Here is a 13,722-nt window from a genome sequence, read left to right as displayed (position 1 = left end):
GCGATGGGCGGCGGGCACCGACGAACTACGGCGCCGGGGTCTCCGAGGGTGCGGGCTCCGTGGTCTCGGTCGGCGCGGGAGTGGGAGTCTCGGTGGCGTAGTACGCGTCACTTGCGACCGTGAGCACGAACTGGGAGAACTCGCTCGGGTCGTCGAGGGCGCCGACGTAGGCCTCGCCGTTCACGACGATCATGGGCGCGGCAGTGAGCACGAGGTCGTCCGAACCGACGAGCGGGCCCTCCAGCGCACGGGACGTGGCTTCCTTCGCCCAGGTGACGTAGTCCTGATCCTCGATGCACGACCGGACGCTCTTGACGTTGTCCGAGCCGACCGCGCCGGCGATGTCGGCCAGCTGAGAATCGGAGAAGCCGTCGGTGTTCACCTCGGGCTGGTCATCGAGCAGGTCGTGGTTGAACGCGTAGAACTGTGCCGGCGAGTGCGTCGCGACACAGGCCGCGGCCGCCGCCGAACGCAGGGAGTACTTGGTGCCGTTCGAGCTCGCGGTGAGCAGCGCGACCGGGTGGTAGGTGACCGTCGCCGCACCCTCCGAGATCCAGTTGACGAGCTGGCGCGCGTTGGCGCGCTCGAATTCACCGGCATCCGGCGACAGGTAGTCGACGTAGATGTGGATGTCGACCGTGCTCGACGTGGTGGGCTCCGGGGTCGGCGTCGTCTCGCCACCCGCCTCGGTCTCCTCCGGGCTCGGAGGCGCGACCGTCTCGTCGGACATCGCGGACGCGCTGATGTCGGAGACGAGGATGCCGTCGTCGTTCATCCCGCCCGGGGTGAGCTGCGGCTTCGAGACCTGTGCAGAGACGGCGAGCGTGATCGCGGTGCCGATGGCGCCGACGGCGACGACGGCGATCGCCCCGAGGATGATTCGTCGCATCACGCGCGCCCTCGACTGCTGGGCATGCACCTTCTGTGCCTTCTCCCGCACGACCTCACGCGAATTGCGAGGGCTGGGGACGTTCGGCGTCTCGTCGCTCGACATCGTTCCTCTAGACAGTCTCAGGGGGGCAGGGTGGCCCCGGACGCCACTCGGGCGGCGAACGCCGCGTTAAGCGGCCGAGATCGATGTTAACCAGCCAGGCTGAGAAATACCCAGATGCACGGGCATCTGCCATACTGATCCCGACCCGATGAGGGGTCACGGCGGATCGCTCCGCCGCTCTATCACTACGGATCGTCCGGCACGTACCTGCCGGTGAAGGAGAAACACAATGGCATCTGTGACTTTCGACGAGGCCACCCGCCTCTACCCCGGCGGAACCCGCCCGGCTGTCGACAAGCTCAACCTCGAGGTCGCTGACGGCGAGTTCCTCGTTCTCGTCGGCCCCTCCGGCTGCGGAAAGTCCACCTCGCTGCGTATGCTCGCCGGCCTCGAAGAGGTCAACGCCGGCCGCATCCTCATCGGTGACCGCGACGTCACCGACGTGCCGCCGAAGGACCGCGACATCGCGATGGTGTTCCAGAACTACGCGCTGTACCCGCACATGACGGTCGCCGAGAACATGGGCTTCGCGCTCAAGATCGCCGGCGTCGGCAAGGAAGAGCGCGCCAGCCGCGTGCTCGAGGCCGCGAAGCTGCTCGACCTCGAGGAGTACCTGACCCGCAAGCCGAAGGCCCTCTCGGGTGGTCAGCGTCAGCGTGTCGCGATGGGTCGCGCGATCGTCCGTCAGCCCCAGGTCTTCCTCATGGACGAGCCGCTGTCGAACCTCGACGCCAAGCTCCGCGTCCAGACGCGCACGCAGATCGCGTCGCTGCAGCGCCGCCTCGGCGTCACCACGGTCTACGTCACGCACGACCAGACCGAGGCTCTGACCATGGGCGACCGCATCGCCGTGCTGAAGGACGGACTCCTCCAGCAGGTCGGTTCGCCGCGTGACCTGTACGAGAAGCCCGAGAACGTCTTCGTCGCCGGGTTCATCGGCTCGCCCGCGATGAACCTGTTCAGCGCAGACCTGGCAGACGGCGGCGTGCGCTTCGGCACCGAGGTCGTCCCGCTCGACCGCGACACCGTGGGCCGCGCCAACGGCTCGCAGGTCACCGTCGGCGTCCGCCCGGAGGACATCACCGTCGGCCCCGCCGACGGCAAGGGCCTCTCGGTCGTCGTCGACCTCGTCGAGGAGCTCGGCGCTGACGGCTACCTCTACGGTCACACCGAGATCAACGGCAAGCGCGCCGACCTGGTCGCACGTGTCGACGGTCGCAGCCACCCCAACGCCGGTGAGACCGTCACCCTCGCGGCGAACGCGGGCCACGTGCACGCGTTCGACATCGAGTCGGGCGTTCGTCTGAACGACAAGCCGATCGTCTCCGCCTGATCGGACCCACTGACGCGGCGCGGGCTGACTTCGGTCGCCCGCGCCGCTTCTTTCTTTTCCGCCCCGACCCACTGGAGAGACATGCAGGATGCGCTGCGGATCACGGCGAGCTCGATCGACCCGGCCCTGCTCGCCCTCCCCTGGTCGACCCCCCTCGGCAAGTGGCCGTCCGAACAGATCGTGTCGCTCCCCAAGGGGCTGTCGCGGCATCTGGTGCGCTTCGCCGACCTCTCGGGCAAGGTCGTCGCGGTCAAAGAGACGACCGATGAGATGGCGAGGCGCGAGTACGAGATGCTCGGCAACCTGGCCAGGCTCGATGTGCCCTGCGTCGACCGCGTCGCCGTGATCGCGGGGCGATCGGATGCCGCCGGCGAGCCGCTCCCCGCCGCGCTGGTCACCTCGCACCTGCGCTTCTCCATGCCGTATCGCGCCCTCTTCACCCGGGTGCTGCGCCCCGACACGGCGAATCGCCTGGTCGACGCCCTCGCGGTGCTCCTGGTGCGCTTGCACAACGTCGGCTTCTACTGGGGCGACGTCTCGCTCTCGAACACGCTCTTCCGCCGGGACGCCGGCGCTTTCGCGGCCTACCTCGTCGACGCCGAGACCGGTGAACTGCACGAGGAGGGGCTCACCGACGGGCAGCGCCTCTACGACCTCGACCTCGCCCGCACCAACATCGCCGGGGAGATCATGGACCTCGCGGCCGGCGGACGGCTCGAGCACGGCGTCGACGCGGTCTCGATCGCCGACGGCATCGTCTCGTCGTACCACTCGCTGTGGGCGGAGCTGACGGTGCAGGAGTCCTTCGCCGCGGCGGAGACCTGGCGCATCACGGAGCGCGTCGAACGCCTCAACGCCCTCGGATTCGACATCGACGAGATGTCGATGTCGACGACCTCCGACGGCACGGTCGTCGAGATCCAGCCGAAGGTGGTGGATGCCGGACACCACCAGCGCCGCCTGATCCGCCTCACGGGCCTGGACGTCGAGGAGAACCAGGCCCGCCGCCTGCTCAACGATCTCGACGAGTTCCGTGCCCGTTCGACCAAGCAGTGGGTCGACGAGGAGATGTACGCGCACGAATGGCTGACCCGCGTGTTCGAGCCCGTGGTGCGTGCGATCCCCTGGGAGCTGCGCGCCAAGCTCGAACCCGCAGAGGTGTTCCACCAGGTGCTCGAGCACCGGTGGTATCTCTCTCAGGCGCAGGGACGCTCAGTCCCGCTCGCCGAGGTCCTCACGAGCTACATCAACGAGGTGCTGCGCCACCGCCGCGACGAGGCGACCATCATGGGCCCGCCCACCGAGACGATGAGCCTGCCCGTCATCACAGGCACGCACTCCGTCGCCGATGACGACGACGAGGTCGACTGGCGCGACCTCGTCTGAGGTCAATACCCGACCGTGAAGCGTCCGCGACGGTGCACCGGGCGCTCGATCTCGTCGACCACCGCGACCGCGAAGTCCGCCCCCGAGATGAAGGACTTGCCCTCGGCGTCACGCACGAGCACATCTCCACCATCGCGATAGTGACCGGTGCGCTCACCCTCGGCCCAGGGTCCGAAGACCTCGGCCGGGTGGATGAAGAACCAGTCCAGCGACCGGTCCGTGCTCTGGAGCAGTGCGAGCGAGTCGATGCCGACCTGTGCCTCGTGCTTGTACTCCTCAGGGAAGTCGAGGTCGAAGAGGCGCGGGCCATCCGGGGCGACCAGGCTTCCACCGGCGCCGCCGACCACGCCGAGACGGGTGCTCGTATCGGCGAGCTCCGCGATGACGTTCGTCAGCGCCTCGAGCACGCGGTCCGCCATGTCGCCACGCGGGGAGAGGGCCGAGACGACGGCATCCGCTCCGTCGAAGGCGTTCGCGAGCGACGAGGCGTCCAGCGCCGAGCCCTGCACGTACGAGGCGCCGTCGACAGCATCGGTCGGCGTGCTGCGTGAGATCGCTATCACGTCATGGCCGCGGCTCACCGCCTCGGACACGATGTGGCGTCCGGCGTAGCCGGTTCCTCCGAGCACGACGATCCGAGCCATGACTTCTCCCCTACTTCTTCGCGTTGCGGATGGACGACACCTGGTAGAGCGCGACCGAGGTCGCGATGCCGGCGTTGAGCGATTCGGTCACGGCCGAGATCGGGATCGACACGATCTGATCGCAGGTCTCGGCGACCAGACGCGAGAGGCCCTTGCCCTCTGAACCGGTCACGATCACGACGGGGCGGTCGGCCAGCTGCAGCTCGGGCAGCAGGACGTCGCCGTCGCCGTCGAGGCCGAGCACGAAGACGCCCTGCTTCTTGAACTCCTTGAGCTGCGTGGTGAGGTTGGTCGCCAGCGCGACCGGCACGCGTGCCGCAGCACCGGCACTCGTCTTCCAGGCTGCCGAGTTCACACCGGCCGAACGACGCTGCGGCAGGATGATGCCGTGTCCGCCGAACGCACCGGTCGAGCGGATGATCGCGCCGAGGTTGCGGGGGTCGGTGATGCCGTCGAGGGCGACGAACAGCGGGACCTCGCCCTTGTCGATGACGGCCTCGAGGAGGTCCTGCGGGTGCGCGTACTCGTACGGCGGCACCTTGACGGCGACGCCCTGGTGGACTCCGTCGAAGCCGGCCATGCGGTCGAGCTCCTGACGCGTGACCTCGAGGACCGGGATTCCGCGGTGGGTGGCGATCGACAGCATCTCCTTGACGCGGTCATCCATCTCGACGCGCTGCGCGATGTAGAACGCCGACGCGGGGATCTTCGCCCGGAGAGCCTCGAGCACCGAGTTGCGGCCGGTGACGACCTCGACCTCGGTGGTGTTGTCCTTCGCGCGGGCCGAGCGGTTCGGGTTTCCGCCGGACGTCTGACGCTGCCCCGGCTTGCCCTTTCCACCCGATGCCGCATAGCGCTCGGCCGCGGCCTTGCGCTTGCCTGCCGGGTGCCACGCGCGGTCCTCCGCCTTCGGGGTCGGTCCGCGGCCCTCGAGGGACTTGCGTCCGAGTCCGCCGGTGCCCTTGGTGGGGCCCTTCTTCTTGCCGTTGCTTGCGCCGGGGCGCTGTGGCTTAGCCATCGATACTCCAATGAGTTCCGGCCGGAGAGTCCTCCAGCGTGATTCCTGCCGCGGCGATCGCATCACGGATGCGATCGGCCGCCGCCCAGTCCTTGTCAGCGCGCGCCTGCGCGCGCTGGGTGATCATCGTCTGCACGAGCGCGTCGAGAGCAGAGGCCTGCGCATCGCCCGTCGACGCGACACCCGCGCGCTCGAATCCGAGGACGTCGAGCATCGCGAGCACCTCGCTCCTCGCCGTCCCGGCGCCGTCGGCATCACCGGCGTCGAGCGCCGCATTGCCCGCGCGCACGGTGTCGTGCAGGACTCCGAGCGCCTGCGGGATGCCGAGGTCGTCATCCATCGCGGTGGCGAACGCCTCGGGCAGCGGCGTGCGCTCCCCCCAGCCGAAGGTCTTCGGAAGCATGCGTTCAGCGCGCTCGACGAACGTGCGGATGCGGCCGAGTGCCGCCTCTGCCTCGGTCCACGACGACTCCGAGAGGTCGAGGCTCGAGCGATAGTGCGCGGCGGCGAGTGCGTAGCGCACCACCTGCGGATCCCGCTCCGAGAGCACGTCGCTCGCCAGGGTGAAGTTGCCCAGAGACTTCGACATCTTCTGTCCGCCGACCGTCACGAGGCCGTTGTGCACCCAGTAGCGTGCGAAGCCGTCTCCGGCCGCGGTCGACTGGGCGAGCTCGTTCTCATGATGGGGGAAGCGCAGGTCGAGGCCTCCGCCGTGGATGTCGAACTCGGATCCGAGGTAGCGCTTGGACATCGCCGAGCATTCGATGTGCCAGCCGGGGCGACCTGCGCCCCAGGGCGACTGCCACACGGCATCCGCCTGCTCGTCGGGCTTGGCACCCTTCCACAGCGCGAAGTCCTGCGGGTTGCGCTTGCCGCGAGGGTCGGCATCCTCCGCCGCCTCCATCGCGTCGACGGACTGGTTCGTCAGCGACCCGTACTCCGTCCACGAGCGGACGTCGAAGTAGACGTCGCCGGAACCGTCCGGTGCAGGGTACGCGTGGCCGCGCTCGATGAGGATCGCGATCAGCTCCTGCATCTGCGGGACGGACGCCGTCGCGCGCGGCTCATAAGTCGGGGACAGGATGCCGATGCCGGCATACGCGGCGGTGAACTCCTGCTCCATGCGGTATGCGAGCGCCCACCACGGCTCGACGTCTGTCGCGTTGACGAGCACCTTGTCGTCGATGTCGGTGACGTTGCGCACGAACGTGACGCGGCCGTAGCGGTGAGTCAGCCAGCGCCGCAGGAGGTCGAAGCTCAGCGCCGCTCGGACGTGACCGATGTGAGGGCCGGACTGCACGGTGGCTCCACAGACGTACATCGTGATGTTCTCGGGATCGAGAGGCACGAAGTCGCGCAGCTGCTGTGCGCGGGTGTCGTAGAGGCGGAGAGTCACCGCACAAGCTTACCGGGCGGCGCAATCCGAAGACTGGGTGTGACCCCGGCCCTGCCGCCGCTCAGTCGACCGGGTAGACCTGCCCGGTCTGCACGCCGAGCACGCTCTTCGCGAAGGCCTGCCCCACGCGGTGCGACGACACGGGCACGAAGCCGGGGAACGACGAGTGATACGACGGTGCGTCCGCGAGCACCGACGGGCTCACGGCGTTGATGCGGATGCCGCGGGGCAGCTCGGTCGCCGCGGCGACGACGAAGGACTCGATGGCTCCGTTCGCGAGCGACGCCGCGGCGCCGGTGGCGATCGGCTCGCGCGAGAGGATGCCGGAGGTCAGCGTGATCGAGCCGCCGTCGCGCACATACGACGTGCCGATGCGCACGACGTCGAGCTGCGACAGCACCTTGCCGCGGAAAGCCGCTTCGTAGTCGCTCCGACTCAGCTCGTCGAGCGAGCGGAAGGGCACCTCTCCCACGGCGACGATCACGGCGTCGATCTGTCCGACCGAGGCGAAGAGGTGCTCCACCGACGCCGAGTCGGTGACATCGACGGACGGCTCGCTGCTGCGCGACGCCGAGATGACCTCGTGTCCGGCCAACGCGTCGACGGCCGTGCGGCCGACCTGTCCACTGGCTCCGATGACCAGGATCCTCATGCTGCCTCCTCCGGATCGTGCGACGATCGCACGACGTTCTCCGACAACGAGCGCGGATGCTGAGACATTCCCGCGCAATCCGTGACGCCTGTCAGATCGCGTGCACCATCGCGACTGCCGTCACCGCGATCCCCTCGCCTCGCCCGGGAAACCCGAGTCCGTCGGTCGTGGTCGCCGTGACGGATACCGGCGCGCCGCCGAGCGCGGTCGACAGGACCTGCTCCGCCTCCGCGCGTCGCGTGCTGAAGCGCGGTCGATTGCCCTGGAACTGCGCCGAGACATTGCCGATCGCAAAGCCCGCCTCGGCGAGGATCTCCCGGGTGCGGGCGAGGAAGACGTCCGCGTGTGCGCCGGCGTACTCGGGGTGTGCGGTGCCGAAGTGCTCGCCGATGTCTCCGAGCCCTGCAGCGCCGAGCAGCGCGTCCACGATCGCGTGAGCGACGGCGTCGCCGTCGGAGTGCCCGGAGAGCGCCGGCTCCCCCGGCCACTGCAGGCCGGCGAGCCACAGGTTCCCGTCTCCGCCGAATGCATGCACGTCGGTGCCGAGGCCGACCCGGGGTCCCGTCCACGTCGGGGCGAGCTCGGGTGCCGGAATGGCGACAGCCGCCAGCAGCTGGCGGGCGCGCTCGAGGTCGGCGGGCGTGGTGATCTTGAATCCGCTGGGCGAACCCGGGATCTGACGCACGAGATGTCCGGCGGCGGCGAACAGCGCCGCATCATCGGTGTACTCGACGTCCGAGCCGCTCGCAGCATCGTAGGCGGCCTCGAGAAGGGCGCGCGGAAAGCCCTGCGGCGTCTGCGCTGCCGCGAGCTCGGAGCGATCCACCGGCGCGATGACCGCGACTCCGTCGACCCGCTTGAGCGTGTCGACGACGGGGAGCGTCGGGATGACCCCTGTCTCGCCGTCGATCGCCCGGGCCACGGCGTCGATCACTTCCGGCGGGGTCAGCGCGCGCGCCGCGTCATGCACGAGAACTCGCGTGACGTTTCCCCACAGGGCCTTCAGACCGGCGGCGACCGACTGCTGCCTGGTCTCTCCGCCCGTCACGACCCTGCCGAGGTCGACGCGATCGCCGGCCGCAGCACGCACTTCGGTCTCCGCGTCGCCCTCGAACCCTGCGGGGGCGACCACGATGACCTGGGCGGGCCCCGCCGCGAAGACGCCGTCGAGCGCGTGGCGGAGGATCGAATGGCTGTCGATGCCGACGAACGCCTTGGGCGCTCCGGCATCCAGTCGCGTGCCGGAGCCGGCGGCGACGACGATGATCGCGGTGTCAGGGACGGGAAGCATGCTCACCAGGTTCACGTTACCGGCGCGCACGAAAAAAGGCGGATGCCGAAGCACCCGCCTTGTCTCGATCCGCTCAGGAAGCGAGGACCTCGTCGAGCAGCGCGCTCGCCTTGTCCTCGTCGGTCTTCTCCGCCAGAGCCAGCTCCGAGATGAGGATCTGACGAGCCTTCGCCAGCATCCGCTTCTCACCGGCCGACAGACCGCGGTCCTGATCCCGACGCCACAGGTCGCGGACGACCTCGCTCACCTTGATCACGTCGCCGGAGGCGAGCTTCTCGAGGTTCGCCTTGTAACGACGAGACCAGTTCGTGGGCTCTTCGGTGAACGGAGCGCGGAGCACCTCGAACACGTTGTCGAGCCCCTCCCGGCCGATGACATCGCGGACCCCGACCAGATCGACGTTCTCCGCAGGCACCTCGATGATGAGGTCCCCCTGGGTCACGTTGAGCTTCAGGTATTTCTTCGCCTCACCCTTGATGATGCGCTCCTTGACCTCGATGATGGTCGCAGCGCCATGGTGCGGATAGACGACAGTTTCGCCAACCTCAAAAAGCATAAAAACTTGTCCTTTCGGCAACCTCAAGGATACCACAGGGGACATGCGCTAAGGTTCGCGCCGCCGCGTCCTCGGGCGGTGCCCCGCATGCGCATAGAATGGGACGCGGATATCCCGTCGTACCTCAGGAGGACCCGTGAAATCGCGCCTTGTTGCGTCTGCCGCCATCAGCGCCCTCGTTCTTCTGGGCGCGACGGGCTGCACGTTCATCTCGCCGCAGGCGACGACGATCGAATACTCCGCCTCCGACGGCGTCAACGTCTCGGACTCCGACGGCCCCATCGACGTGCGCAATGCCTTCATCGTCGCGAACGAAGACGGATCGGTCGGCAACTTCATCGGCGCCGTGGTCAACCCGACCGCCGACAAGGCGACGCTCACGATGACCGTGTCGGGCTCCGATGAGCCGTTCACCGTCTCCGTGCCCGCGGGCAAGACCGTCAGCTTCGGTGCCGACGAGGAGCCGCTGCGCATCGACGGACTCGACACCATGCCCGGCGCGACCATCGAGATCCACTTCCAGTCGGGCGACGGTGCCGGCACGAAGACTCAGGTTCCCGTTCTCGACGGCACTCTGCCGTACTACGCCGACCTCGTGCCCACGGAGCAGGAGTCGACGCCGACGCCCGAGCCGGCCCCCACGGACACGGCTGCCCCCGCTCCGGCGGAGTGAGCTGGCGCATACGCTGACGAAGAGGCCGACACCCTGCGGGGTGCCGGCCTCTTCTCCGTCATGGGGACGGGCGTGCCGTCCGACGACTGCGTCAGCCCTCGAAGCGGTACCCGAGACCGCGAACCGTGACGAGCATGACGGGCTCCCCCGGGTTCTCTTCGATGCGGGAGCGGATCCGCTTGATGTGCACGTCGAGCGTCTTCGTGTCTCCGAAGTAGTCGCTCCCCCACACGCGGTCGATCAGCTGACCGCGCGTGAGCACTCGACCTGAATTGCGCATCAGCACCTCGAGGAGCTCGAATTCCTTCAGAGGCATGTTGATCTGCTGTCCGGCGACCGAGACGGTGTGGCGATCGATGTCGAGCGAGACGCGTCCCCCGTCGAGCACGCGCTCGTCGAGCTCGCTGTCGGCCTGCACCACGCGACGAAGGACCGCGCGCATCCGGGCGAGCAGCTCGCGGGAAGAGTACGGCTTTGTGACGTAGTCGTCGGCGCCGAGCTCGAGTCCGACGACGATGTCCACCTCCGAGTCCTTGGCCGTGACCATGATGATCGGCACCGCCGAGGTCGAGCGGATCTGCCGGCACACCTCGGTGCCCGGCATGCCGGGCAGCATCAGGTCGAGGAGCACGACGTCGGCGCCGCGCTCGCGGAAGGCGGCCAGCGCCCCTGGACCGTCCTCGGCGATCTCGACCTCGTACCCCTCTCGGCGCAGGAGGTAGGCGAGCGGGTCGGCGAGGTCGGGCTCGTCTTCGACGAGAAGGATGCGGGTCATGCGTTCTCTCCGTTTCGGACGCGAGCAGCGGCCTTGGCCGCTTTGCGCTCGCGCTTCTTCTTGTTCTTCTGGTCCTTGTCGATGCTCGGGGGAGCGTCGATCCTCGGAAGCCTGATGGTGAAGGTCGAGCCTCGTCCGGGGCGCGACCAGAGGCGTACTTCGCCGCCGTGGCGCTGTGTCGCATGCTTGACGATCGAGAGTCCGAGCCCCGTTCCGCCGGTGCGGCGGGACCGCGCCTCGTCCGCCCGGTAGAAGCGCTCGAAGATCCGCTCCCGATCCGCCTCCGCGATCCCGATGCCCTGGTCCGAGACCGCCACTTCGACCACCCCTTCATCGGCCTTCACACCGATGCCGACGCGCGATCCCTTCGGGGAGTAGACGATCGCGTTGGCGATGAGGTTGCCGAAGGCCTCGATGAGGATCTGCGAGTCGCCGCGCACCCAGACTCCGCGATCGCCACCGCGGGCGAGTTCGACCCCGGCGGAGTCGGCCTGCACGACGTGCGCCTCGAGCGCGGTGGCGAGAACCTCGTCGATCGAGACGGGCCGCACATCGGACAGCGCATCGTCGGTCTGCAGTCTCGAGAGACTCATGATCCGACCGGTCAGCTGACCGAGACGTGCGGCTTCGGCCGAGATCCGGGTCGCGAAGTGGCGCACCTGAGCAGGGTCATCGGCCGCCGATTCGATGGCCTCGGCGAGCAGAGTGACGGCTCCCACAGGGGTCTTGAGCTCGTGACTGGTGTTCGCCACGAAGTCTCGGCGCATCTGGTCGAGGCGCTCCTGCTCCGTGACGTCGCGGATGATCAGCAGCGTCATGCGCGGACTGATGGCGCTCGCCCGAGCCGACACGAGCCGTGGATCGAGGCTGAGCCCGCCGCGCGTGATGCGCAGCGACTCGGTCGCCGAACTGCCCTCGATGCGTCCGCCACGCACGAGCTGACGCAGCTCGGGGTTCTCCAGGGGTGCGCCCACCTCGATGCCGAACCTGGTCGCCGCCTTCGAGACGGCGAGCACGAGTCCGGAGGAGTCGACCACGCATGCCGCATCGTCCATGCTGCCGAGCACGGCGGTCACACCCTCCGGGACCACGAGCGAGGTCTCATCGGCCACGCGCGCCCGCGCACGGTATGCCCAGGCCACGAGAAGGGAGAGGCCGACGCCGATCACGAGGCCGACGGCCAACGCGAGCAGCGCGATCTGCGGCAAGGTCATAACCCCAGCGTAGAGTGCGTTCACCCGCGGATCGGCGGGTTCGCCCGCCCCTGAGCCACGGCGAGAAGTACTATTCACGTGCTGGGCACCGTTCGTTAACCTTCGGAGCAGACAATCGCTTTCGGGCCTGTGCGGGAGCGCTGTGCTCTCCTCTCGTGCGAGCGGCCCGGCCGTCTCGCGTTGACACCACAGCCGAGACCCGAACGAAAGGTTGCGCCGACATGCGCGAAGTCTTCCATCAGTCCCTCGAGGACCTGCAGTCCCAGCTCGTGGAGATCGCCGACCTCGTCACGGTCTCCATCGACAAGGCCACCCGCTCCTTCGCCACGAGCGATGTCGAGCTGGCCGAAGAGGTCATCGCCGATGACGCCAAGATCGATGCGCTGGCCGTGGCGCTCGACGAGCAGGCCATCGAGATCCTCGCCCGCCAGCAGCCGGTCGCGCGAGACCTGCGCGTCGTCGTCACCGCGCTGCGCGTGAGCGCCTCGCTCGAGCGCATGGGCGACATGTCCGAGCACATCGCCCAGCTCGCGCGCCTGCGCTTCCCCGAGCGCGCGATCCCGAAGGGCCTCAAGGGCACCTTCACGAAGATGGGCGAGCTGGACGTCGAGATCTCGCGCACGCTCTCCGAGCTGCTGCGAACCCAGGACCTGAAGCTGGCCGACACCATCCGCAACACCGACGACGACATCGACGAGCTGCACGCCAGCGTCTTCGAGAAGGTGCTCAGCGACAACTGGAAGGGCGAGGCCACGGCGACGGTCGACGCGACGCTCGCCAGCCGCTACCACGAGCGCTTCGCAGACCACGCGGTCGCGGTCGCCAAGAAGGTCATCTACCTGGCGACCGGCGACTGGCGCATCGAGGAGGAGGACATCGCCCTCGCGGTCGAGCAGCAGCAGGAGCTCGGCCACGCCTGAGCGCCGATGACACGACGAAGGGGGCGGATGCTGTCAGCATCCGCCCCCTTCGTCTGCGGTGTTACTTCTTGCCCTGCGCTGCCACGGCGGCAGCACCGGCGGCGGCAGCCTCGGGGTCGAGGTAGCGGCCTGGACCGGTGGGGACGTTGTTCTCGTCGAGCTCGTACACGAGCGGGATACCGGTGGGGATGTTCAGCTCGGCGATGTCATCGTCGCTGATGCCCTCGAGGTGCTTCACGAGGCCGCGCAGCGAGTTGCCGTGCGCGGTGACGAGGACCGTCTTGCCTGCTTCGAGGTCGGGGACGATCGCGTCGTCCCAGTACGGCAGCAGGCGATCGATGACGAGCTTCAGCGACTCCGTCCGCGGCACCTCGCCGTCGATGCCGGCGTAGCGCACGTCATTCACCTGGCTGAACTCGCTGTCGTCGTCGAGCACGGGCGGCGGCACGTCGAACGAACGGCGCCACAGCTGGAACTGCTCCGGGCCGAACTCCTCGAGCGTCTGCGCCTTGTCCTTGCCCTGCAGAGCGCCGTAGTGACGCTCGTTGAGGCGCCACGAGCGCGTGACCGGGATCCACAGACGGTCGGCCGCGTCGAGCGCGATGTTCGCGGTCTGGATCGCACGGCTGAGCAGCGAGGTGTGCAGCACGTCGGGCAGGATGCCCGCCTCGGCCAGGAGCTCGCCGCCGCGGCGGGCCTCGTTCCGGCCCTGCTCGTTCAGGCGGACGTCCACCCATCCGGTGAAGAGGTTCAGTTCGTTCCACTCGCTCCGGCCGTGACGGAGCAGGATCAGGGTGCGCTTCGAAGTCATGGCCCCAGTTTATCGGCGCAGCCGGACGCGTCCACGCCCATGCCCTGCGAGGATTGACG

At 68.5% G+C, this 13,722-nt stretch carries 14 protein-coding genes; 4 read left to right on the top strand and 10 right to left on the bottom strand.

The window, feature by feature from the left end; genetic code table 11:
• Window positions 1-25: 25 nt before the first annotated feature.
• Window positions 26-994, bottom strand: coding sequence for a DsbA family protein (locus tag ACZZZF_RS17080; RefSeq protein ID WP_053097290.1), 969 nt, complete (start codon window positions 992-994; stop codon window positions 26-28).
• 229 nt (window positions 995-1,223) lie between these two features.
• On the opposite strand from ACZZZF_RS17080, the gene ACZZZF_RS17075 reads away from it, so the two are divergent.
• Together ACZZZF_RS17075 and ACZZZF_RS17070 are read left to right on the top strand one after the other, a co-directional pair.
• Entirely contained in the window at window positions 1,224-2,327 is a 1,104-nt protein-coding gene (locus tag ACZZZF_RS17075) for an ABC transporter ATP-binding protein (protein WP_053097292.1), read from the top strand.
• An 81-nt stretch (window positions 2,328-2,408) separates the two neighbouring features.
• Entirely contained in the window at window positions 2,409-3,713 is a 1,305-nt protein-coding gene (locus ACZZZF_RS17070; RefSeq protein ID WP_463499690.1) for a DUF4032 domain-containing protein, read from the top strand.
• A 2-nt stretch (window positions 3,714-3,715) separates the two neighbouring features.
• Here ACZZZF_RS17070 and ACZZZF_RS17065 read toward each other — a convergent pair whose 3' ends face one another.
• The 6 genes from ACZZZF_RS17065 to ACZZZF_RS17040 all read right to left on the bottom strand — a co-directional run bounded on the left by ACZZZF_RS17065 (window position 3,716) and on the right by ACZZZF_RS17040 (window position 9,270).
• A complete protein-coding gene (locus tag ACZZZF_RS17065) occupies window positions 3,716-4,357 on the bottom strand; it encodes an NAD(P)-dependent oxidoreductase (RefSeq protein ID WP_363521387.1) in 642 nt (213 codons plus the stop codon).
• 10 nt (window positions 4,358-4,367) lie between these two features.
• Entirely contained in the window at window positions 4,368-5,375 is a 1,008-nt protein-coding gene (rlmB, locus tag ACZZZF_RS17060) for a 23S rRNA (guanosine(2251)-2'-O)-methyltransferase RlmB (protein WP_053097298.1), read from the bottom strand.
• Window positions 5,368-6,771 carry a cysteine--tRNA ligase gene (cysS, locus tag ACZZZF_RS17055; protein ID WP_463499688.1) on the bottom strand — a complete coding sequence of 468 codons (1,404 nt, stop codon included), beginning with the start codon at window positions 6,769-6,771 and terminating at the stop codon, window positions 5,368-5,370. Before cysS ends, rlmB begins: the two co-directional genes overlap by 8 nt.
• Window positions 6,772-6,832: 61 nt before the next feature.
• Entirely contained in the window at window positions 6,833-7,423 is a 591-nt protein-coding gene (locus tag ACZZZF_RS17050; RefSeq protein ID WP_056279884.1) for a short chain dehydrogenase, read from the bottom strand.
• A gap of 91 nt (window positions 7,424-7,514) precedes the next feature.
• Window positions 7,515-8,714: a 2-C-methyl-D-erythritol 4-phosphate cytidylyltransferase gene (gene ispD / locus ACZZZF_RS17045; protein ID WP_463499962.1), complete on the bottom strand. Its 1,200-nt coding sequence runs from the start codon at window positions 8,712-8,714 to the stop codon at window positions 7,515-7,517.
• A 73-nt stretch (window positions 8,715-8,787) separates the two neighbouring features.
• Window positions 8,788-9,270 (bottom strand): CarD family transcriptional regulator, encoded by a 483-nt coding sequence (locus ACZZZF_RS17040; protein WP_053097304.1) that lies wholly within the window; start codon window positions 9,268-9,270, stop codon window positions 8,788-8,790.
• 136 nt (window positions 9,271-9,406) lie between these two features.
• Between ACZZZF_RS17040 and ACZZZF_RS17035 the strand changes: the two genes are divergently transcribed.
• On the top strand, window positions 9,407-9,943 hold the full coding sequence (locus tag ACZZZF_RS17035) for a DNA modification methylase (RefSeq protein WP_083569359.1): 537 nt from the start codon (window positions 9,407-9,409) through the stop codon (window positions 9,941-9,943).
• 91 nt (window positions 9,944-10,034) lie between these two features.
• Here the strand turns inward: ACZZZF_RS17035 and ACZZZF_RS17030 are convergent, their stop codons facing one another.
• Both ACZZZF_RS17030 and ACZZZF_RS17025 read right to left on the bottom strand, forming a co-directional pair.
• Window positions 10,035-10,718 carry a response regulator transcription factor gene (locus ACZZZF_RS17030; protein ID WP_053097307.1) on the bottom strand — a complete coding sequence of 228 codons (684 nt, stop codon included), beginning with the start codon at window positions 10,716-10,718 and terminating at the stop codon, window positions 10,035-10,037.
• Window positions 10,715-11,932 (bottom strand): sensor histidine kinase, encoded by a 1,218-nt coding sequence (locus ACZZZF_RS17025; protein ID WP_072591611.1) that lies wholly within the window; start codon window positions 11,930-11,932, stop codon window positions 10,715-10,717. Before ACZZZF_RS17025 ends, ACZZZF_RS17030 begins: the two co-directional genes overlap by 4 nt.
• Window positions 11,933-12,153: 221 nt before the next feature.
• On the opposite strand from ACZZZF_RS17025, the gene phoU reads away from it, so the two are divergent.
• Window positions 12,154-12,852: a phosphate signaling complex protein PhoU gene (gene phoU / locus ACZZZF_RS17020; RefSeq protein ID WP_053097311.1), complete on the top strand. Its 699-nt coding sequence runs from the start codon at window positions 12,154-12,156 to the stop codon at window positions 12,850-12,852.
• A gap of 61 nt (window positions 12,853-12,913) precedes the next feature.
• On the opposite strand, the gene ACZZZF_RS17015 is transcribed toward phoU, so the two are convergent.
• Window positions 12,914-13,663, bottom strand: a complete 750-nt coding sequence (locus ACZZZF_RS17015; RefSeq protein ID WP_053097313.1) for a phosphoglyceromutase — start codon at window positions 13,661-13,663, stop codon at window positions 12,914-12,916.
• Window positions 13,664-13,722: the final 59 nt, after the last annotated feature.

This window comes from Microbacterium sp. AC215, assembly GCF_979258645.1.
The sequence above is the reverse complement of the archived record's forward strand: the minus strand, read 5'-3'. Positions and strand labels throughout refer to the sequence as shown.